At 74.4% G+C, this 19,056-nt stretch carries 19 protein-coding genes, 1 tRNA gene and 1 pseudogene; 13 read left to right on the forward strand and 8 right to left on the reverse strand.

Annotation, left to right across the window (positions count from 1 at the left end; all coding sequences use genetic code 11):
• Positions 1-227 precede the first annotated feature (227 nt).
• Positions 228-848, reverse strand: coding sequence for a TetR/AcrR family transcriptional regulator (locus ACFVYK_RS30040; RefSeq protein WP_389779450.1), 621 nt, complete (start codon positions 846-848; stop codon positions 228-230).
• A 49-nt stretch (positions 849-897) separates the two neighbouring features.
• A pseudogene (locus tag ACFVYK_RS30045) lies at positions 898-1,170 on the reverse strand (glutamate dehydrogenase); the annotation flags it as partial.
• A 129-nt stretch (positions 1,171-1,299) separates the two neighbouring features.
• On the opposite strand from ACFVYK_RS30045, the gene ACFVYK_RS30050 reads away from it, so the two are divergent.
• From ACFVYK_RS30050 to ACFVYK_RS30075, 6 genes are all read left to right on the forward strand, one after another.
• A complete protein-coding gene (locus ACFVYK_RS30050) occupies positions 1,300-2,529 on the forward strand; it encodes an MBL fold metallo-hydrolase (protein WP_389779452.1) in 1,230 nt (409 codons plus the stop codon).
• Between the two features lie 308 nt (positions 2,530-2,837).
• Positions 2,838-5,438 carry an ATP-binding protein gene (locus ACFVYK_RS30055; RefSeq protein ID WP_389779454.1) on the forward strand — a complete coding sequence of 867 codons (2,601 nt, stop codon included), beginning with the start codon at positions 2,838-2,840 and terminating at the stop codon, positions 5,436-5,438.
• A gap of 71 nt (positions 5,439-5,509) precedes the next feature.
• Positions 5,510-5,941 carry a roadblock/LC7 domain-containing protein gene (locus ACFVYK_RS30060; RefSeq protein WP_109004254.1) on the forward strand — a complete coding sequence of 144 codons (432 nt, stop codon included), beginning with the start codon at positions 5,510-5,512 and terminating at the stop codon, positions 5,939-5,941.
• A 2-nt stretch (positions 5,942-5,943) separates the two neighbouring features.
• Positions 5,944-6,315 carry a DUF742 domain-containing protein gene (locus ACFVYK_RS30065; RefSeq protein WP_389779508.1) on the forward strand — a complete coding sequence of 124 codons (372 nt, stop codon included), beginning with the start codon at positions 5,944-5,946 and terminating at the stop codon, positions 6,313-6,315.
• A complete protein-coding gene (locus tag ACFVYK_RS30070; RefSeq protein WP_389779455.1) occupies positions 6,293-6,961 on the forward strand; it encodes an ATP/GTP-binding protein in 669 nt (222 codons plus the stop codon). Before ACFVYK_RS30065 ends, ACFVYK_RS30070 begins: the two co-directional genes overlap by 23 nt.
• Before the next feature lie 62 nt (positions 6,962-7,023).
• On the forward strand, positions 7,024-7,593 hold the full coding sequence (locus tag ACFVYK_RS30075; RefSeq protein ID WP_389779456.1) for a GAF domain-containing protein: 570 nt from the start codon (positions 7,024-7,026) through the stop codon (positions 7,591-7,593).
• Between the two features lie 55 nt (positions 7,594-7,648).
• Here the strand turns inward: ACFVYK_RS30075 and ACFVYK_RS30080 are convergent, their stop codons facing one another.
• Positions 7,649-8,254, reverse strand: coding sequence for a GPP34 family phosphoprotein (locus tag ACFVYK_RS30080; RefSeq protein ID WP_389779458.1), 606 nt, complete (start codon positions 8,252-8,254; stop codon positions 7,649-7,651).
• A 303-nt stretch (positions 8,255-8,557) separates the two neighbouring features.
• Here ACFVYK_RS30080 and tdh point away from each other — a divergent pair, with 303 nt between their 5' ends.
• From tdh to ACFVYK_RS30115, 7 genes are all read left to right on the forward strand, one after another.
• Positions 8,558-9,586: an L-threonine 3-dehydrogenase gene (gene tdh, locus ACFVYK_RS30085; RefSeq protein ID WP_389779460.1), complete on the forward strand. Its 1,029-nt coding sequence runs from the start codon at positions 8,558-8,560 to the stop codon at positions 9,584-9,586.
• A gap of 63 nt (positions 9,587-9,649) precedes the next feature.
• Complete coding sequence (locus ACFVYK_RS30090) at positions 9,650-10,861, forward strand: glycine C-acetyltransferase (RefSeq protein WP_389779461.1); 1,212 nt, start codon at positions 9,650-9,652, stop codon at positions 10,859-10,861.
• Positions 10,862-10,908: 47 nt separating this feature from the next.
• Positions 10,909-11,811 (forward strand): LysR family transcriptional regulator, encoded by a 903-nt coding sequence (locus ACFVYK_RS30095; RefSeq protein ID WP_389779463.1) that lies wholly within the window; start codon positions 10,909-10,911, stop codon positions 11,809-11,811.
• A 46-nt stretch (positions 11,812-11,857) separates the two neighbouring features.
• The gene (locus ACFVYK_RS30100; protein WP_389779465.1) at positions 11,858-12,445 is read left to right on the forward strand and encodes a helix-turn-helix domain-containing protein; all 588 of its coding nucleotides are present in this window, start codon (positions 11,858-11,860) and stop codon (positions 12,443-12,445) included.
• The gene (locus ACFVYK_RS30105; protein ID WP_389779467.1) at positions 12,442-12,963 is read left to right on the forward strand and encodes a GNAT family N-acetyltransferase; all 522 of its coding nucleotides are present in this window, start codon (positions 12,442-12,444) and stop codon (positions 12,961-12,963) included. The genes ACFVYK_RS30100 and ACFVYK_RS30105 overlap by 4 nt, the downstream gene beginning before the upstream one ends.
• A 30-nt stretch (positions 12,964-12,993) precedes the next feature.
• Positions 12,994-13,353 carry an MmcQ/YjbR family DNA-binding protein gene (locus tag ACFVYK_RS30110; RefSeq protein ID WP_389779469.1) on the forward strand — a complete coding sequence of 120 codons (360 nt, stop codon included), beginning with the start codon at positions 12,994-12,996 and terminating at the stop codon, positions 13,351-13,353.
• Positions 13,354-13,463: 110 nt separating this feature from the next.
• A tRNA-Pro gene (locus tag ACFVYK_RS30115) sits at positions 13,464-13,540 on the forward strand.
• Positions 13,541-13,724: 184 nt separating this feature from the next.
• On the opposite strand, the gene murJ is transcribed toward ACFVYK_RS30115, so the two are convergent.
• The 5 genes from murJ to ACFVYK_RS30140 all read right to left on the reverse strand — a co-directional run bounded on the left by murJ (position 13,725) and on the right by ACFVYK_RS30140 (position 19,047).
• Positions 13,725-15,368 carry a murein biosynthesis integral membrane protein MurJ gene (gene murJ / locus ACFVYK_RS30120; RefSeq protein ID WP_389779471.1) on the reverse strand — a complete coding sequence of 548 codons (1,644 nt, stop codon included), beginning with the start codon at positions 15,366-15,368 and terminating at the stop codon, positions 13,725-13,727.
• Positions 15,369-15,477: 109 nt separating this feature from the next.
• A complete protein-coding gene (locus tag ACFVYK_RS30125) occupies positions 15,478-15,867 on the reverse strand; it encodes a (2Fe-2S) ferredoxin domain-containing protein (protein WP_389779509.1) in 390 nt (129 codons plus the stop codon).
• A gap of 83 nt (positions 15,868-15,950) precedes the next feature.
• Positions 15,951-16,490, reverse strand: coding sequence for an NUDIX hydrolase family protein (locus ACFVYK_RS30130; protein ID WP_389779473.1), 540 nt, complete (start codon positions 16,488-16,490; stop codon positions 15,951-15,953).
• 15 nt (positions 16,491-16,505) lie between these two features.
• On the reverse strand, positions 16,506-17,642 hold the full coding sequence (locus ACFVYK_RS30135) for an amidohydrolase family protein (protein WP_389779475.1): 1,137 nt from the start codon (positions 17,640-17,642) through the stop codon (positions 16,506-16,508).
• A gap of 1 nt (position 17,643) precedes the next feature.
• Positions 17,644-19,047 (reverse strand): glutamine synthetase, encoded by a 1,404-nt coding sequence (locus ACFVYK_RS30140; protein ID WP_389779477.1) that lies wholly within the window; start codon positions 19,045-19,047, stop codon positions 17,644-17,646.
• Between the last annotated feature and the right edge of the window lie 9 nt (positions 19,048-19,056).

Raw genomic sequence — 19,056 nt, forward strand, 5'->3', positions numbered from 1 at the left:
GCCGCGCACCGACCGGGACCGGCTGCCCGCCCGGGGCCGGCTGCCCGGCGCGCCGCCTGGGACCGGCTGCCGGGCCGCGCACCGCCCGGGAACCGGCTGCCGGGCCGCGCACCGCCCGGGGACCGGCTGCCGGTCGGGCGGCGGGCGGTCGAACAGTGAGCGATGAGCGATGAGCTGCGAGCTGTCGAGCGGCGAGCGATGAGCGGTCGACCAGCCCTCCCGGACGTTCAGCGCTCCCGGGCGACCGGCGTGCCGGGCGCCAGGCCCAGTTCGCGGTCCAGCGCCTCGTCGACCCACTCCTGCGCCCGGGCCCGGGGCACCGCGCCCTCGTAGGACGTCAGCTGTACGGCGAGCCCGTCCAGGAGGGCCGTCAGGCGCAGGGCCGTGCCGGCCGGGTCCGGGCACGGGAACTCGCCCGCGGCCACGCCCTCCGCGATCACCCCGACGAGCGCGGCCTTCCACTCCTGGTCGAGATCGCGGGCCACCTCCCGCAGCGCGGGCTCGCGCAGTGACACGGCCCAGCCCTCGATCCACAGCCGCCAGCCCTTGGCCTGCCCCGTGGGCGCGTACCAGCGCACGGCCGCGCGCAGCCGGCGCAGCGCCGTCGTGCGGCGGCCGACCAGCTTGCGCAGGTGCGCCAGATCGTCCTGGGCCGCGCGGGCGAACGCCTCGGCGACCAGCCGTTCCTTCGTCGAGAAGTGGTAGAGCACCAGCGCGTTGCTCACGCCGAGGGCCGCGGCGACGTCGGCGATCCTGACCGCCGCCACGCCCCGCGCCTCGATCTGCTCGATGGCCGCCCGCAGCAGCTCCTCGCGCCGCTCGGCCACGCTCAACCGGACCCTCGCCACCCGGTCACCCTATCCGTGGCCCTCGGCGTCGGCAGGGAGCCCTGGGGGCGGACACGGCCGCTGGGACGAGCACCTCCGCCTCCGCCGACAGCCAGGCGTGGCCCGGCAGCTCGCGGTCGCCGGGGCGCAGAGCGGCCCGGTCCACGGCGCCGTGGGCGTCCCGGGCGGCGAGCAGCGCCTCCACGTCGAGTCCGTCGGGGTTGGCGATGGTGCCCTTGACGTCGGCCACGGCCACGACCGTCAGCCCCGCGCGCGTGAGGAAGCGCGCCGTGGCTCCGCCCATGGTGCCGAGCCCCTGGAGCGCGACCCGGGTCCCGGGGTGGGCTGGGCTCCTCGACCGGGGTGGTACTGAACGGTGGGTCAGTATCGGGAGGCGGGACGAGGCCTGTCAACGCGTTGTCGGAGGGGGCGACCATAATGGAACGCCTCAGCGACTCCACCTGGAGGTACCGTGTCCGGTTTCCGTTCCCTGAGCTCCGGGCTCCGCGCTCTGCAGCCCGAGGCCTTCGGCGCGGATCCCAGCGGTGAGCGCCTGGCGCGCATCCGTAGATCGCCCCACTACAAGGACGGGGTCTTCGTGAACCCCGGCGGTTCGGCGCGGACCCGCCCCTCGGGCTCCGCGCTCGACTTCGCCAAGGTCTTCCTGGACAAGGAGCAGCGCCCCCGTCGCGCCCCCGTGGGCACCGTGCCGGTGCACGCCACCACCCTCGCCGATCTCGCCAAGCCGCCCGCCACCGGTCTCAGGGTGACCTGGATGGGGCACTCCAGCGTGCTCGCGGAGATCGACGGACAGCGCGTCCTGTTCGACCCCGTCTGGGGCGAGCGCTGTTCGCCGTTCCCCTTCGCCGGCCCCAAGCGGCTGCACCCGGTCCCGCTGCCGCTGGCCGCGCTGGGTCCGGTCGACGTCGTGGTCATCTCGCACGACCACTACGACCATCTGGACCTGCCGACGATCAAGGCGCTGGCCGGCACGGACACCCTGTTCGCCGTGCCGCTCGGCGTCGGCGCCCACCTGGAGCACTGGGGTGTGTCCGCCGACCGGCTGCGCGAGCTGGACTGGCACGAGGAGACGAAGGTCGGCGGGCTCACCCTGACCGCCACGCCGGCCCGCCACTTCTGCGGCCGCGGACTGCGCAACACCCAGCACACCCTGTGGGCGTCCTGGGTCGTCGCCGGCGCGGAACACCGGATCTACCACAGCGGCGACACCGGCTACTTCGACGGCTTCAAGGAGATCGGCGCCGCACACGGCCCGTTCGACGCGACGATGATCCAGATCGGTGCGTTCTCGGAGTTCTGGCCCGACATCCACATGACTCCCGAAGAGGGCATGCGGGCCCATCTCGACCTGCAGGGCGGTCCCGGCGGGGTGATGCTGCCCATCCACTGGGCCACCTTCAACCTCGCCACGCACGCGTGGACCGACCCGGGCGAGGGCACGCTGGCCGCCGGCCGTGGGGCCGGGGCGCGGGTCGCCCTGCCGCGTCCCGGGGAGCCCTTCGAGCCCGCTGCGGAGACGGTCCCGGGCGAACCGTGGTGGCGCGGTGCGGCGCGCGCCCCGGTCGACGGCTGGCAGTCGCTGGACGACGCCGAAGTCAGGGCCAAAGCCGATACCGAGAGTGACGTCTCGCGGGGCGCCACCGAGGACGGCGAGGCGCCGGAGGCCGTTGTGGCGGGCTGAGCGGACAGGCGGGCGTTCGACCGTGCGGGCCGGGAGCGCAGAGCTCCCCGCCCGCACGGTCTTTTCGTGACTGCCTCTGACCAGCTCTGATCGAGATCTTTCCTCGTTGCGCCCGGGAGTGTGCGGGCTTATCGGTCTGCCGTGCGAGGCCTCATACCAGAGCGGGACGCAGTGTGCGGGACTTTGTCAACTGCCCACCGCACATGATGGGTTGCCGACTACTGTGAGTGGCCGTTGGGCGACACCGGGCCGAATTCCTCGGCTCCGCGACCGACGATCCGGCTCGACGGACCAGTACGAGGACACCGATGTCTCACCTCCGCGCACCCGCCGCACGCGCAGACCGCCGTGAGGGCGGGCGGCACGGGCGGCCGGCCCCCCGCATCGCACTGGCGCCGGCCGAGACACCCATACGGCCCCAGCTGCTGCGGCTCGCCGTGCTGCCCCCGACCGCCGTCGCCCTCAGCGCCTGCGCGGTCGTGCTGTTCACCGTGCGCTCCTCCGGCATCCGGCCCGGACCGACCCTGTGGGCGGTCATCGCCGGCGCGATCGCGGTGACCGGCGTCGGCATCGTGATCGCCGCCGTGGCCGCCGACCGCGCCGCCCGCTGCGTCAGCGACCGCGTCGCCGCCCTGCGCCGGAGCAGCGCGCGCGGCGAGGCCGAGCTGCTCGGCGTGATCGAGGCGTTGCGCCGCGGCGAGGTCCCGCCCGCGCGCAGGACGCGCGGCGGTCCGCCCGCCGACGCCGACGACTTCGAGCTGCTCGCCGCCGACCTCGCCCGCGCCCACGACGGAGCCGTCAGCGCCGTCGTGCAGGCCGCGCAGCTGTCCAGCCAGACCGGCAGCGAACAGAAGCTCGAGGTGTTCGTCAACCTCGCCCGGCGCCTTCAGTCACTCGTGCACCGCGAGATCTCCATCCTCGACGAGCTGGAGAACGAGATCGAGGACCCCGACCTGCTCAAGGGCCTCTTCCACGTCGACCACCTCGCCACCCGCATCCGCCGCCACGCCGAGAACCTCGCCGTCCTCGGCGGGGCCGTCTCGCGCCGGCAGTGGAGCCACCCGGTCTCCATGACCGAGGTACTGCGGTCCGCGATCGCCGAGGTCGAGCAGTACTCGCGGGTGAAACTCGTGCCGCCCGTCGACGGCGAACTGCGCGGCCACGCCGTCGCCGACGTCATCCACCTGCTCGCCGAACTGGTCGAGAACGCCACGGTGTTCTCCGCTCCGCACACCCAGGTGCTGCTGCGCGCCAACCTCGTCACGTCGGGGCTCGCCGTCGAGGTCGAGGACCGCGGGCTCGGTCTGCCCGCCGAGGAGACGAGCCGGATGAACGCGCTGCTCGCCGACCCCGACCAGGTGAACGTCGGCCGGCTGCTCGCCGACGGCCGGATCGGCCTCTTCGTCGTCTCCCAGCTGGCCCGGCGGCACGGCATCCGGGTCCGGCTGCAGAGCAACATCTACGGCGGCGTCCAGGCCGTCCTCGTCGTCCCGCAGGCGCTGCTGGGCTCCGCGCCCGGCCTCCCGGGGGGCGTGTCCCGGGGGCCGGACACCGACGGCGCCGGCCTGCCCCTCGCGCCCGCCACGAGTCCGCTCGCCGCCGTCCCCGGCCGGCCGACCCTGCCGCCGGCCCCCCGGCCCCGGCCGACCGGCGCGCATGCCGCGCCGGAGGGCGGCCGCGTCCCCGACCCCGTGAGCGCGCACCTGCCGCGGCACACCGGCACGGGCCACCACCCGGGCCAGGCGCACCCGCACGCGGGCGACCTGCCCGTGCCCGGCCGCGCCGGGGACACCGACGGAGCGGGCCGGCCTCCGGCCGCCGGCGCCTCGGAGGCGGAACCGGCGCGGATGCGGGACGCCAGCGACGGCGCCGGTCGCCCGCTCGGCGTCGCCCACGCGTCGCAGACCCCGCCGCCGGAGCCGTCCGGCGGACCCGGCGACCCGGCCCGGAACGCCTCCGCCGCCGGACCGTCGCCCGCCGGGTCACAGCCCGGGACCGTCGCCGCCGGGGGCCCGCCGCCGCTCCCGTCGCGGACGCAGGATGCCACCGGCCCTGCCGAGCCCGGCCCGCGGCCGGCGGACCCGCGGCCCGCGCACGGCCGTCGGCCGACGCCGCTGCCCGTCCGCGGCGCTCGTGAGACACGGCCCAACCCGGCCGAGGCCGCCCCCGGCATCCGGCACGGCGACCGGCCCGCCGTCGAGGAGCACGCGGGCCTCGCGCCCACCCCGCGCGTCGGCCCCGTGCGCGGCACCATGGGCAAGCCCCAACTGCCGCGCCGCCGGGCGCAGGAGCACCTCGTGCCCCAGCTGCGCGGCGGTCCGGCGCCGCGTCAGGACGCCGGACCGCCCGCGAGTCACGACCCCGGTCTGATGGCGGCCTTCCAGCGTGGCATCGGCCTGGCGGAGGCCCAGCAGAGCCTGGAAACGGACGTCGTGGAGCCGTCCCCGCACCCCGCCCCGGCCCTGCCGGTCCCCCCGCAGGCGGCGTACCCCTCGACGCCGACGCCGACGCCGACGCCGACGCCGACTCAGACTCTTACCTCGACGCCGACGCCGACGCCGACCTCGACCTCGCCCTCGTCCTCGTCCTCGTCCTCGTGGGCCCTGGAATCGCCGTCGTTCCGCCCGTCGGACCAGCCGGGACCGGCCCGCCGCCCGGAGGCGGTCGCCTTCCGGCACGGCCTCCCCGGCGGGGACGACGCCCCGGCCGGCGCTCCGGAAGGCATCCGGCCCCTGCCGCCCCTGCCGCCCCCCGGCGACGCGGCTTCCCGGCACCGGACCGGAATATCCGCCCCACGCCCCGCGCACACGGCCGCGCCGCCCGACGCGTACGGCGCCCGCGACGCACGGGACCAGCCCGGTCCCGATCAGACCACCGCCCGGCACGACGGGAGCGCACCAGCCGGATGACCACCGCGAGCACCCCCACCCCCACCCCCAGCGCTCCCGCGAACCTTCAGACCCCAAGGAGTCGATCCACCATGGCGAGCGATGCGCCGACCGGCCATGTATCCGATCTCGACTGGCTGATGAGCGGCCTCGTGCAGCGCGTACCGCACACCACGAGCGCGGTGCTGCTCTCCTGCGACGGGCTCGTGAAGTCGGTCCACGGCCTGGACCCCGACAGCGCCGACCACATGGCGGCGCTGGCCTCCGGCCTGTACTCCCTCGGCCGCAGCGCCGGCGTCCGGTTCGGCGACGGCGGGGACGTCCGGCAGGTCGTCGTCGAACTCGACTCGACGCTGCTGTTCGTCACCACCGCGGGCTCCGGCACGTGTCTGGCGGTGCTCGCCGGACGCGAGGCCGACGCGGCCGTGCTCGGGTACGAGATGTCGATGCTGGTGAAGAGCGTCCGGCCGTATCTGATGACCGCGCCCCGGCAGCACGCCGAACCGTCGGTGATGGGACCTTGAGCGTGGCGGCGGCCGGCGACGGGCCCTGGCTCGACGACGCGGCCGGACGGCTGGTGCGCCCGTTCACGGTCAGCAACGGCCGGACCAGGCCCAGCGTCGCCCTCGATCTCATGTCACAGGTGAGGGCCACCGGGGCGACCCCCCTCGGCTATCTCGGCCCGGAACACGCCCAGGCGCTCGATCTGACCCGCGCGCCGGTGTCGGTCGCCGAGATCGCGGCCCATCTGAGGCTGCCGGCGGCGGTCACCAAGGTGCTGCTGTCCGACCTCCTCGACTGCGGGGCGCTGACCACCAAGCCCCCCGAGTTCCACCACACCCCCACCGACCGGGCCCTACTGGAGGCAGTGCTCGATGGACTACGACGACAGCTCTGACCGCGACCACCACGACAGGTACGGCGACAGCCGCGCCTACGCAGGACACGACGACGCCGACCCCGACCCTTTTCCCACCGCGCTCAAGATCCTGGTCGCGGGCGGGTTCGGGGTCGGCAAGACGACCTTCGTCGGCGCCGTCAGCGAGATCGCGCCGCTCAGCACCGAGGAGCTGCTCACCACCGTCAGCGCCGCCACCGACAACCTCGACGGCATCGAGAACAAGGTCGAGACGACCGTCGCCATGGACTTCGGCCGCATCACCCTCGACCCCCGGCACGTGCTCTACCTGTTCGGCACCCCCGGCCAGGAACGGTTCTGGTTCATGTGGGACGAGCTCTCCGAGGGCGCCCTCGGCGCGGTCATCCTCACCGACACCCGCCGCCTGGAGGAGTGCTTCGCCGCCGTCGACTTCTTCGAGGAACGCGGACTCGCCTTCATCATCGCCGTCAACGAGTTCGACGGATCCCACCGCTACGACCCCGAGGAGGTGCGCGCCGCCATCGACCTGGACCCGTCCGTCCCCGTCGTGCGCTGCGACGCGCGGATCTCCGCCTCCGGAGTCCAGACCCTGCTCACCCTCGTCAAGCACCTCATCGCCCATGCGCCGGCCGCACCCCAGCCGAGCCGCGGCGCCCACATGTGACGCCCGCACCCCACGCCCCCGGAGCCGCAAATGACGTACGTCCACAGCGCCGGAGCCCGGCCATGAGCTACGACCCGCCGCGCCCGGCCGGTCGTCTGCTGCTCACGCCGGAGGACAAGGAGGCTCCCGCCCGGGCGCGCAGGCTGCGCCATCTGGGCCTCGGCGCATGGCCGGAGGCCGCCCTGGACGTCTTCGCGGACCGCCTCGCCGAGATGGCCGGATCGGCGTATGCCATGGTCAACTTCCTCGACGAGGAACAGCAGTTCTTCGCCGGCCTGCACACCCCGCAGGGCGGCCGGGCCGCCCGGGGCGGCAAGCCCGAGGTGGGGCGGCGGCTGCCCCGGCAGTACGGCTACTGCCCGCACGTCGTGGTGCGGCGCAAGGCGCTGGTGCTGGAGGACGTGGCGGACTACCCGCGCTTCGCGGGCAACCCGGTCGTCGACGAGTACGGCATCCGCAGCTACCTCGGCGCTCCGCTCGTCGACTCGACCGGCATGGTGCTGGGCACGGTGTGCGTCGCGGACCTCATGCCCCGGCCCTGGGGCCGGGCAGGTCTGGAGACCATCAAGGCCACGGCCGCCGACCTCGCGGGCCGGCTCCAGCGCAGGGAGCGCGAGGGGACCGCGCCGTGAGCGCGGCGGGCGCCGCCCGGAGCTCCAGGACCCCGGGCGGGCGGACCCGGCCGCGTCAGAGGGCCTGCCACATGTTGTCGAAGGCCGCGTCCTCGACGGCCCGTCGGCGCCGCACGGCCTCCAGTTCCGCCAGCGCGTCGCCGGCCGTCGCCAGCAGCGTCTCGACCGTGTCGTCCAGCGTCCCAGGGAACCCCTCGGCCGGCTCCTCGCGCAGACCGACGGACACGGCCAGCGTGGCGAGGACCGGCTCGTCCGAAGCCCAGCGGGCGGTGGCGCGCCGACGGGCCGGCGAGTCGACGGGCACGGCCGGCGCCGGCCGGGCGCCCAGCAGCCGGCCGCGCGGCCGGGCGACGAGTCCGTCCGCCGCGAGCCGGGCGGCGTAGGCGGCCGCCAGACCGCGGCCCCGGCGCCACAGCCAGTTCTCGACCGACTCGTAGGGCTCCGTCCGCACGAGCGAGGACTCCGCCTCGGCCAGCAGGGGGTCCTGCGGCGCCGTCGGCGGCCCGGGCACCACCAGATCGCCGTCCAGGACGAACGACCCCGCCCTGACCAGGTCGACCGCCTCCGCGCCCGCCAGGGCGAGCGACAGATCCCCCTGTCCGACCTCGCGTACGGGCGGCACGTCCAACGCGACGATCATCAGATCCCGTGCTGTCGTCATCGGTGGCTCCCCATCGGTCGGCGCGCGTCGGTCGGTGCGCGGTCGGTCGCCCTGACCGGCCGGTCAGCCGGTCGGCGCGGTGCGGGTTGCGGTCCAGGGTGACACGCCCCACCGTGGTGTGCGAGAAGCCCGTCCGGGAGCGAAGCCACTCGTGTGAAGCAGAGCTGTGGCGGCGCTTAAGAAAAGCTCGATGGACCTGGCCGGGCCGCGTGCGGCAGATTGCTGGGCGAATCCACACCTCTTCCCGGTTGCGGGGCCCTTCGGCCTGTTCGCGCCCGGGCCCTCACCACAGGAGCCGTTGCGTTGAAGGCGCTGGTCAAGGAGAAGGCGGAACCCGGGCTGTGGCTCGCGGACGTCCCGGAGCCCGCCGTCGGCCCCGGCGATGTGCTGATCAAGGTGCTGCGCACCGGCATCTGCGGCACCGACCTGCACATCCGGTCCTGGGACGGCTGGGCGCGCCAGACCGTCAGCACGCCGCTGGTGCTCGGGCACGAGTTCGTCGGCGAGGTCGTCGAGACGGGGCGGGACGTCGCCGACATCGCCGTGGGGGACCGGGTCAGCGGCGAAGGACACCTCGTGTGCGGGAAGTGCCGCAACTGTCTCGCCGGGCGCCGCCATCTGTGCCGGGCCACCGTCGGCCTCGGCGTCGGGCGCGACGGCGCCTTCGCGGAGTACGTCGCCCTGCCCGCGTCCAACGTGTGGGTGCACCGCACGCCGGTGGACCTCGACGTGGCGGCGATCTTCGACCCGTTCGGCAACGCCGTGCACACCGCGCTGTCCTTCCCGCTCGTCGGCGAGGACGTCCTGATCACCGGCGCCGGACCCATCGGGCTGATGGCCGCCGCCGTGGCCCGGCACGCCGGGGCCCGCAACGTCATGGTGACCGACGTCAGCGAGGAGCGGCTGGAGCTGGCCCGCAAGATCGGCGCGAGCCTCGCCCTGAACGTCTCGCAGGCGTCCATCGGCGACGGGCAGCGCGAGCTCGGGCTGCGCGAGGGCTTCGACATCGGTCTGGAGATGTCCGGCCGGCCGGAGGCGTTGCGCGACATGATCGCCAACATGACGCACGGCGGCCGGATCGCCATGCTGGGGCTGCCCACCGAGGAGTTCCCGGTCGACTGGGCCCGGCTCGTCACCTCGATGATCACGATCAAGGGCATCTACGGCCGTGAGATGTTCGAGACCTGGTACGCGATGTCGGTGCTCCTGGAGGGCGGCCTCGACCTCGCCCCCGTGATCACCGGCCGGTACGGCTACCGCGACTTCGAGTCGGCCTTCGCCGACGCGGCGAGCGGCCGCGGCGGCAAGGTCATCCTCGACTGGACCGCGTAAGACACCCGCGTTTCCGCGTCACTCGCGTTTCCTGCGTTTCCTGCGTTTCTTAGGAGCTTCCTGATGTTCGACTCCGTGCGCGACGATCTGCGCGCCACCCTCGACGAGATCCGCGCCGCCGGTCTGCACAAGCCCGAGCGCGTCATCGGCAGCCCGCAGTCGGCGACGGTCGCCGTCACCTCGGGCGGCCGCCCCGGCGAGGTCCTCAACTTCTGCGCCAACAACTACCTCGGCCTCGCCGACCACCCCGAGGTGGTCGCCGCCGCCCACGAGGCCCTCGACCGCTGGGGCTACGGCATGGCGTCGGTGCGCTTCATCTGCGGGACGCAGGAGGTGCACAAGGAGCTGGAGGCGCGGCTGTCGGCCTTCCTCGGCCAGGAGGACACGATTCTGTACTCCTCCTGCTTCGACGCCAACGGAGGTGTCTTCGAGACGCTCCTGGGCCCCGAGGACGCGGTCATCTCCGACGCCCTCAACCACGCCTCCATCATCGACGGCATCCGACTGTCCAAGGCCCGCCGCTTCCGCTACGCCAACCGCGATCTGGCCGACCTGGAACGGCAGTTGAAGGACGCCTCCGACGCGCGCCGCCGTCTGGTCGTCACCGACGGCGTGTTCTCCATGGACGGCTACGTGGCGCCCCTCGCCGAGATCTGCGACCTCGCCGAGCGCTACGACGCGATGGTCATGGTCGACGACTCGCACGCCGTCGGCTTCGTCGGCCCCGGCGGCCGCGGCACCCCCGAACTGCACGGCGTCATGGACCGCGTCGACATCGTCACCGGCACCCTGGGCAAGGCCCTCGGCGGCGCGTCCGGCGGCTATGTCGCCGCACGCGCGGAGATCGTCGCCCTGCTGCGCCAGCGCTCGCGCCCGTACCTGTTCTCCAACACCCTGGCCCCGGTCATCGCCGCGGCGTCGCTGAAGGTCCTCGACCTGCTGGAGTCGGCCGACGAGCTGCGCGTGCGGCTCGCCGAGAACACCGCCCTGTTCCGCCGCCGCATGACGGCCGAGGGCTTCGACGTCCTGCCCGGCGACCACGCCATCGCCCCGGTGATGATCGGCGACGCGGCGAAGGCGGGCCGGATGGCCGAGCTGCTGCTGGAGCGGGGGGTGTACGTGATCGGGTTCTCGTACCCGGTGGTCCCCCAGGGACAGGCGCGCATCCGCGTCCAGCTGTCCGCCGCGCACTCCACGGACGACGTGAACCGGGCCGTGGACGCCTTCGTCGCGGCGCGCGCGGAACTGGGGGAGCCGGAGCCGGCGGCGGTCTGAACCGGCGACGGTCCGAGCGGCCCGGACATATTGCGATAATCGGTCCCATGATCGAAGCGCGGCGGCTCCACATCCTGCGTGCGGTGGCCGACCACCGCACCGTGACGGCGGCTGCCGCCGCGCTGTACCTCACCCCGTCCGCCGTCTCCCAGCAGCTGACGGCCCTGGAGCAGGAGACCGGCCAGCGGCTGGTCGAGCGCGGCGCGAAGGGCGTACGGCTCACCCCGGCCGGCGAGATCCTGCTCCGGCACACCCACGCCGTCCTGGCCCAGCTGGAGCGGGCCGAGGCCGAGCTGGCCGCCTACAGCTCCGGCGCGGCCGGCACGGTCACGGTGGCCGCCTTCGCCACCGGCATCGCCCTGGTCGTGGCGCCCGCGGTGGCCCGGCTCGCCGGGACCGCGCCGGGGATACGGATCCGCGTCCAGGACGCCGAGGGCGACGCCAGCCTGCCCATGGTGCTCGACCGGCAGGTCGACGTCGCCGTGGCGGTCGAGTACCGCGGCGCCCCCGCCGCCGACGATCCGCGTCTCGCGCACGTCCCGCTGTACGCCGAGCCCTTCGACGCGGTGGTGCCCGTCACGCACCGGCTCGCCGACGCCCCCGAGGTCCCCCTCGCCGAACTGGCCAAGGACTGCTGGATCGGTCCGTACCCCGGCAACCCCTGCCATGACGTGGTCGTCCTGGCCTGCGAGAGCGCCGGCTTCCAGCCCCGGCTGGAGCACTCCTCGGACGACTTCCGCGCGGTCGTCGCGCTGGCCTCGGCGGACGCGGGTGTGGCGCTCGTGCCGCGCTCGGCGCTGCGCGGCATGGACCTCGCCGGCGTGGTGGTGCGGCCCGTCGACGGCGTGGCGCCGACCCGGCGCGTCTTCGCGGCCGTCCGCCGGGGCGCCGAGGGGCACCCGCTGATCCGGCCGGTGCTCCAGGCGCTGGGCGAGGCGGCCCGGGTGTGAGGGTTCGGCAACCGCGCCTTCTCATATCCGGGATAGCATCCCGGATATGAGAAGCGAACCGGAGCCGGCTGAGCCGCCGGACGACGTCGACGCGCGACTTGCCGCCCGCCTGGCCGAACTGCGGGCCGAACAGGGCTGGTCGCTGGGGGAGTTGGCGCAGCGGACCGGGATCAGCCGGTCCACCCTGTCGCGCGCCGAGCGAGCGGAGATCAGCCCGACGGCAGCCCTCCTCAACCGTCTGTGCCACGCGTACGGGCGCACCATGTCCCGGCTGCTCGGCGAGGTCGAGGCCGAGCCCGCGCCGCTGGTGCGCGCCGGCGAGCAGCCCGTCTGGCAGGACCGGGCCTCCGGGTTCGTCCGCCGCTCGGTGTCGCCGCCGCACCCCGCGCTGCGCGGCGAACTGGTCGAAGGGCGGCTCGCGGCGGGCGCCGACATCGCCTACGACCGTCCCCCCGTGGCGGGCCTGGAGCAGCACGTCTGGGTGCTGGAGGGCGCCCTCGACGTGACGGCCGAGAACGTCGAGCGGCGCCTGGAGACCGGTGACTGTCTGCGGCTGCGGGTGTGGGGACCGACCCGCTTCCGGTGCCTGGGCGACACGCAGGCGCGGTACGTGCTGGCGGTGGTGCTGCCATGACGACGATCCGGCTGGACGCCGCCGGACTCCTCGCCCGCGTCGAGGAGTTCGCCGGCCTGCTGCTCGACACGGTGCACGGCGGAGCCTCGGTCGGCTTCCTCGCCACCCTCGACCGGGAGGAGGCCGTCGGCTGGTGGCGCGGCCGGGCGGCGGAGGTGGCCGCGGGGCGGCTCGCGGTCTGGGCGGCCCACGACGGCGACCGGGTCGTGGGGACCGTCGGCCTCGCCTTTCCCGACAAGCCGAACAGCCGCCACCGCGCCGAACTCGTCAAGCTGATGGTCCACCGGGACGCCCGCGGACGAGGACTCGGCCGCGCCTTGCTGGCCACGGCCGAACGGGCCGCCGCGGCCTGCGGCGTCACCCTGCTGCACCTGGACACCGAGACCGACAGCCCCGCCGAACACCTCTACCGCACGGCCGGCTGGACCCGGGCCGGCGTGATCCCCGACTACGCGGCCGACCCGGCCGGGGCCCTGCGCCCGACCACGCTGTACTACCGACGCCTCGCCGCCGGGTGACTGTCAGTGCCGGCCGCTACCGTGCGAGGCATGCCGGACGCCGAAGACGTACGCCGTATCGCCCTGTCCCTGCCGGACACCACGGAGAAGACCGCCTGGAGCATGCCCACCTTTCGGGTCGCGGGAAAGATGTTCGCCACCCTGCCCGAGGAGGAGACCTCCCTGGCGGTGCGCTGCCCCAAGGAGGAACGCGACGAACTGGCGCTCGCCGAGCCGGGCAAGTTCTGGATCGCCGACCACGAGGCCCACTTCGCCTGGGTACGGGCCCGGCTCTCCGCCCTGGAGGACGAAGACGAACTGCGCGCCATCCTCGCCGACTCCTGGCGGCAGGCGGCGCCGCCCCGCCTGCTGGAGGCGTACCCGGAACTGGGGCGGCCGCCGGGGGAGTGACGGCGTCCCGGCGACGGGGGCGGGGTGAAACGGGTGCGCGACCATCGACCCGAGTGCGGTATTGTTTCCCTGCACGTTCGGCCAGGGGAAACCCCAGGTCAGACGGGCACCGGGACGTGGCGCAGCTTGGTAGCGCACTTGACTGGGGGTCAAGGGGTCGCAGGTTCAAATCCTGTCGTCCCGACCAGCTTCACCGCAGGTCGGAGGGCCGTTTCCACAGTAATGGGGAAACGGCCTTCGTCGTGTCCGCCCCCGGCGACATCCGCCCGCCGCGGCCGACCGGACAGCCCCCGCCATGCCCGGCTACGCCGTGCTCCGTACGACTACGCCGTGCTCCGCACGGTGCGGGACCCCGAGGGACGGCCTGCGGGTCAGCGCAGTCGGCGCAGCTCGCGAAGCTCGCCCACCTTCGCCAGCCGTGCCGCGGCGAGGTAGACCACGCAGAGGGTGAGGAGGCCGGCCGTGAGGGCGACGGCGTTCGGGAGCGTTCCGCCGCCGAGCCGGGCCGTGCAGGCCCGGCTCGCCGCCCACCCCGCGACGGCGGCCGCTCCCGCAGCGCCCACCAGCTTGGTGTAGGTGCGGCGCAGCGCGCCGTCGTCCAGCGGGCCCCCGGTCCGTCTGCGCAGCAGCCGGGCGGTGAGGGCGAGACCGGCCAGGTAGGACAGGGTGTAGGCCCCGGCCATTCCCGTCACCGACCAGCGGTCGGGCAGCAGCAGCCGGCACGCGGTGGCCAGGGCGATGTTCAGCGCCGCGATCCAGACCGCCGTGAAGAACGGGGTGCGGGTGTCCTCGAACGCGTAGAAGCCGCGCAGCAGGAGGTACTGGGCCGAGAACGGGATCAGACCGAGTCCGAACGCCTGGAGCATGTGCCCGAGCGGCTGCGCCGAGGCCGCGTCGGCCGCGCCGTGCGCGAACAGCAGGGCCGAGACGCGCGGACCGAGCGCCAGGAAGAGGAAGGCGGCCGGCACGATCACGACCCCGCTCACCCGCAGCCCGCGCGACAGGTCCGCCCGCACGTCCGCGATCCGGCCCTGTGCCACGGCGCGGCTCATCCGGGGCAGCAGCGCGGTCACCAGGGACACGGTGACCACCGACTGGGGCAGCATCCAGACGGCCTGCGCGTACGTGTACGCCGTGTAGCCCGCGCCGGCGTGCGGCAGCCTCTGGTCGACCGCGTTGGCGTAGTTGGTGACCACCGTGAGCGAGACGAGGTTCGTCAGCACCAGCAACAGCGTCCACTTCGCCGCGTGGACGCCGGACCCCAGGCCGGAGCCGCGCCAGTCGAACCGGGGCCGCAGCCGGAACCCGGCGGCCCGCGCGAACGGGACCAGCGCGAGGGCCTGCACCGCGATGCCGGCCGTCGTGCCGACGCCCAGCAGCCGGACCTGCGTCGCGGTGATGTCCGCCACCCGCCCCGGCACGGTCATCAGCCCGAGATAGGCGCCGAACATGCCCAGCAGGACGACGTTGTTGAGGACCGGGGTCCAGGTCATCGCGCCGAACCGCTCACGGGCGTTGAGGACCTGGCCGTAGACGTTGAACAGGCCGTAGAAGAAGATCTGCGGGAGCAGGAACCGGGCGAAGACGACGGTGAGCCGGTACGCCTCGTGGTTCTGCGGGGTGTCGCGCAGGTACAGCGAGACGATCAGCGGGGCCGCCCACACCGCCAGTGCGGTCCCCACCGCGAGGACGGACACGACGAGGGTCATGAGCCGCTGCTCGTACGCCCGCCCTCCGTCGGCGTGCGTGGCCCTGGCGCGCACCAACTGCGGTACCAGCACGGCGTTGAGGGCGCCGCCGATCAGCAGGGTGTACAGGCTGGTCGGCACGGTGTTCGCCGTGTTGTACGTGCTGGCCAGCAGGCCGGTGCCCAGGGCGGCGGCCTGCAGCACCTGACGGATCAGCCCGGTCGCCCGGGACGCCACCGTGCCCAGCGCCATCAGCGCCGAGGAACGGGCCGCGCCGCCCTTGCGCGGCGTGCGTTCCTCGATCTGCGGTTGTGTCGTCGCCCCCATCCGGTCAACCTACGCCATCAAGATCGGAACGTCCCAACTCCGTTGCCGACGAAGCTGGTTGGCCGGCGTCAAAGGGCCTCGGCACCGTTGTGGGCGGTGCGGGGCGCCGTCACCGGCGGCGGACGCGGCCCTCGCGCGGGGGGCTGATGAACTGCAGCTCCAGCGTGGGCGGCGGGGGCGCGAGGCCCGGGCCGCCGGCCGTCGCCCAGGCCAGGATCTCCCGCGTGCAGTCGTCGTCCATGGCGAAGCCGACCCAGGTGGCCCGGCCGCCGGCCCGGCGCCCGTCCGCCGAAGGCTGCACGACCACCACGTTCGCCTGGTCGCAGGGGCCGAGGCAGTCCGTCGTGCGGACCTGGAAGCCGCCGCCCGACGCAGCCGCGGCCGCGCGCAGCCGCTCCAGCTGCCAGGCGTGGTCGAAGCCGGGGTGCTTGCGTGCGACGCCGCAGCAGCAGCCCCGGCACACGACCAGGGTGCACGGGCGGCGGGCGGCCGCGCCGATCGCCGCCCGCGCGCCGACCGTGCGCTGCGAGGGCAGCGCGACGCGTTCCGCCCGCCCGACGCCCTGCCGGTCACCCACGCCGTTCAGGAGGCCGAGAGGCCCACGTGGGCCAGGGCCTGACGCAACAGGAAGCCGTGTCCGCCGGGCATCTCGCTCTGCACCGCGAGCGACGCCGCCTCCTGCGGGCTGAACCACACCAGGTCCAGGGCGTCCTGCCGGGGCCGGCAGTCGCCGGTCACCGGCACGATGTAGGCCAGCGACACCGCGTGCTGGCGGGGGTCGTGGTACGGCGTGATGCCCTGGGTGGGGAAGTACTCGGCCACCGTGAACGGCTGGAGCGAGGTCGGTACCCGGGGCAGGGCCACCGGTCCGAGGTCCTTCTCCAGGTGGCGCAGCAGGGCGTCCCGGACGCGCTCGTGGTGCAGAACCCGGCCCGAGACGAGGGTCCGGTTGACGTTGCCGTCCGGTCCTATCCGCAACAGCAGGCCGACGCTGGTGACTTCGCCGCTGTCGTCGACGCGCACGGGCACGGCCTCGACGTACAGGATCGGCAGACGGGCGCGCGCCATCTCGAGCTCGTCGGAGCTCAGCCAACCCGGCGTGGTTTCGGTCAAGTCAGACATTGCTTGATCATACTTTCAGTGTCCGTCGGGAAGCCGGTAGACCCGGCGGGCGTTGTCGGCTGCGGTCCAGCGGGCCAGGCGCAGCGCGTCGGGCAGGCTCAGCTCGTCGGCGTCCACCCGGTCCTGGAGCAGCTCGCCCAGTCCCCTGCGGAACGCCAGCGCGCCGAGCCCGTAGAACTCGGCCAGGCCGTAGGCGTCGGAGCTGTACAGCAGTTTGCGGAACGGTGTGATCTCCAGCGCCTCCTCCAGGACCGCCCGCGCTCGCACGGGACCGACGTGGTGCAGGGTGAGCCCCACGTCCAGATACACCTGCTCGAAGACCGCGGCCAGGAAACCGGCCTGCCGCAGGTAGGGCCAGCAGTGCAGGAACAGCACCGGGATCGTGCCCGCCGTGAGGTGCAGCCAGTCCGTGAGATGTGTGGGGTCCACCCGGTGCAGGCGGATGTCGTGGTCGCCGAAGCCGGTGTGCAGCTGCAGGGGCAGTCCCAGGTCGACGGCCGTCCACAGCAGGTGCCGCACCAGCACCGGCTCGTCCAGCCGTCCGCCGCGCGCCAGCCAGCGCCGGGCGGCCCGGACGACCTCCTCGTCCCGGGGGCGGGCCGGGTCGAGCTGGAAACCGGTGCGGTACGCCGCCACCGACTTCACCGCGATCACCCCCGGCCGCCGTACCGCGTCCAGCGCGGCCGCCCGGAACGCGTCGGCGTAGCCGCCCGCGTCGACGCCCCGCGCGACGACGGCCTCGGCGACCGACTCCAGCCGCACGACCTCGTGGGCGACCGCCGCGTCCGTGCTCGCGGCCAGCTCCGCCGGCGTGGTGACGCGGTGCGGCGCGAACCCGGTGTCGACGCAGAACACGCCGGTCCGGGCGGCCGCGAGGAACCGCCGGTTCACCTCGCGCGCGCCCAGCTCGGCGCGCCGGGCCACATAGACGTCGGCGGGGGCGTGCCGCTCCAGGTCGAGCAGCGGCGCGCAGTGCCGGCGCACGGCCACGCCCGCCGGGGTGTCGAAGGTCGAGAGGCCGGGCCAGCGGTCGCCCTCGGTGAGCAGGGCCTCGAACCCGGGCCGGTCCAGCGGGTCGACGACGACGCCGTGGCAGTGGTGGTCCACCAGCTTCAGCCCGGCCAGCGCCTCGTGGACCGCTCCGTCGGCCATGTCAGTACTTCCAGCGGTAGGCCGCCGCCACCCGCTCGTCGTCGAAGCCGTCGACGGCGTCGATCTCGCCCTGCCGCACCGCGGCCACCGCGTCGGCGAGGACGGGGCCGAGCGCGGCCCGCAGCACCTCGTCGTCGCGGAAGGCGGCGACCGCCTCGGCGAGCGAGGCCGGCAGCCGCCGCACGCCCCGGGCGGCGGCCTCCTCGACGCCCAGTCGCACCGGGTCCCCGCGCGTCTCCTCGGGCAGGACGGCGCCCGCCTTCAGCCCGGCCAGGCCCGCGGCGATCAGACAGCCGAGGACGAGATACGGGTTGGCGGCCAGATCGACCGGCTTGACCTCCAGGTTCGCCTGCTCGGCGCGCCGGCCCGCGGTGCCCCGCACCACGCGCAGCGCGCACTCGCGGGTCTCCAGACCCCAGGCGGTGAACACCCCCGCCCACTGGGAGGGCTTGAGGCGCAGATAGCTCGCCGGGCTGGGCGCGGTCACCGCGGTGAGAGCCGGCAGCCGGGCGAGGACGCCCGCCGCGAAGGCCTCCGCGCCGGCCGTCATGCCGTGCCGTCGCTCGCCGCCGGTGTGCAGGTTCACCCCGTCGCGCCAGGCGGAGAGATGGACGTGTCCGCCGTTGCCGACGCCCCGCGCGAGGACCGCGGGGGAGAAGGAGACCCGCAGTCCGTGCCGCCGGGACACCGCGCGGATCGTCTGGCGGACGAGCACGCTGCGGTCGGCCGCCGCGACCGGGTCGAGGGCGCCCACCGAGATCTCGAACTGGCCGGGCGCGTACTCGGGATGGATCTGGTCGACGTCGACGCCCTGCGCCGCGCACGCGGCGAGCAGCTCGGCGGTGTACTCGCTCGTCTCGACCTGCCGGGTCGCCCCGTAGGCGGGGCCGGTGGCCGCCGGGACGAACTCTCCGTCGGGAGCGGAGTCCAGGCCGACCGTCCACTCGATCTCGAAGGCCGTCCGGAAGCGCAGGGCGTGGTCGCGGGCCGCGTCCGCGACGACGTGCCGCAGGAAGGTGCGGGAGCACCCGGGGTGCCGTGCGCCCTCCTGCGTGACGCGGTCGACCGGCGCCCAGGCCCAGCCCGGCTGACCCGCGAGGACCGTCAGCCGGTCCAGGTCGGGGTAGAGGCGCAGGTCGCCGTCCGGGGAGCCGAGCACGTCCGTGGCGACGACGTCGTCGTTCGCGAGGAAGGTGTCGAACACCGGCGACATGCCGACGCCCCACGCCGCCGCCGAGGCCAGGGCGGCCGTGGGGACCGTCTTCACCCTGCCGATGCCCGCCGTGTCGACGTAGGCCAGGACGATCCCGTGGACGCCCCTCCCGGTCAGCTCCCCGGACAGCGCGCCCGCCCGCTCGACGTCTCCGGGACGCCCTCCCGGGACGGGATCGGCGAGGGTGGTCATACGTCCTCC

It is taken from the genome of Streptomyces sp. NPDC058291 (genome assembly GCF_042880855.1).
In the GTDB taxonomy this organism is placed as follows: domain Bacteria; phylum Actinomycetota; class Actinomycetes; order Streptomycetales; family Streptomycetaceae; genus Streptomyces.

Excerpts from the sequence above, each read along its gene's own strand:
- ACFVYK_RS30055 (WP_389779454.1), top strand. The coding sequence starts at position 2,838 with ATGTCTCACCTCCGCGCACCCGCCGCACGCGCAGACCGCCGTGAGGGC.
- ACFVYK_RS30060 (WP_109004254.1), top strand. The coding sequence starts at position 5,510 with ATGGCGAGCGATGCGCCGACCGGCCATGTATCCGATCTCGACTGGCTG.
- ACFVYK_RS30070 (WP_389779455.1), top strand. The coding sequence starts at position 6,293 with ATGGACTACGACGACAGCTCTGACCGCGACCACCACGACAGGTACGGC.
- ACFVYK_RS30075 (WP_389779456.1), top strand. The coding sequence starts at position 7,024 with ATGAGCTACGACCCGCCGCGCCCGGCCGGTCGTCTGCTGCTCACGCCG.
- ACFVYK_RS30080 (WP_389779458.1), bottom strand. The coding sequence starts at position 8,254 with ATGACGACAGCACGGGATCTGATGATCGTCGCGTTGGACGTGCCGCCC.
- ACFVYK_RS30090 (WP_389779461.1), top strand. The coding sequence starts at position 9,650 with ATGTTCGACTCCGTGCGCGACGATCTGCGCGCCACCCTCGACGAGATC.
- ACFVYK_RS30095 (WP_389779463.1), top strand. The coding sequence starts at position 10,909 with ATGATCGAAGCGCGGCGGCTCCACATCCTGCGTGCGGTGGCCGACCAC.
- ACFVYK_RS30100 (WP_389779465.1), top strand. The coding sequence starts at position 11,858 with ATGAGAAGCGAACCGGAGCCGGCTGAGCCGCCGGACGACGTCGACGCG.
- ACFVYK_RS30105 (WP_389779467.1), top strand. The coding sequence starts at position 12,442 with ATGACGACGATCCGGCTGGACGCCGCCGGACTCCTCGCCCGCGTCGAG.
- ACFVYK_RS30110 (WP_389779469.1), top strand. The coding sequence starts at position 12,994 with ATGCCGGACGCCGAAGACGTACGCCGTATCGCCCTGTCCCTGCCGGAC.
- murJ (WP_389779471.1), bottom strand. The coding sequence starts at position 15,368 with ATGGGGGCGACGACACAACCGCAGATCGAGGAACGCACGCCGCGCAAG.
- ACFVYK_RS30130 (WP_389779473.1), bottom strand. The coding sequence starts at position 16,490 with ATGTCTGACTTGACCGAAACCACGCCGGGTTGGCTGAGCTCCGACGAG.
- ACFVYK_RS30135 (WP_389779475.1), bottom strand. The coding sequence starts at position 17,642 with ATGGCCGACGGAGCGGTCCACGAGGCGCTGGCCGGGCTGAAGCTGGTG.
- ACFVYK_RS30140 (WP_389779477.1), bottom strand. The coding sequence starts at position 19,047 with ATGACCACCCTCGCCGATCCCGTCCCGGGAGGGCGTCCCGGAGACGTC.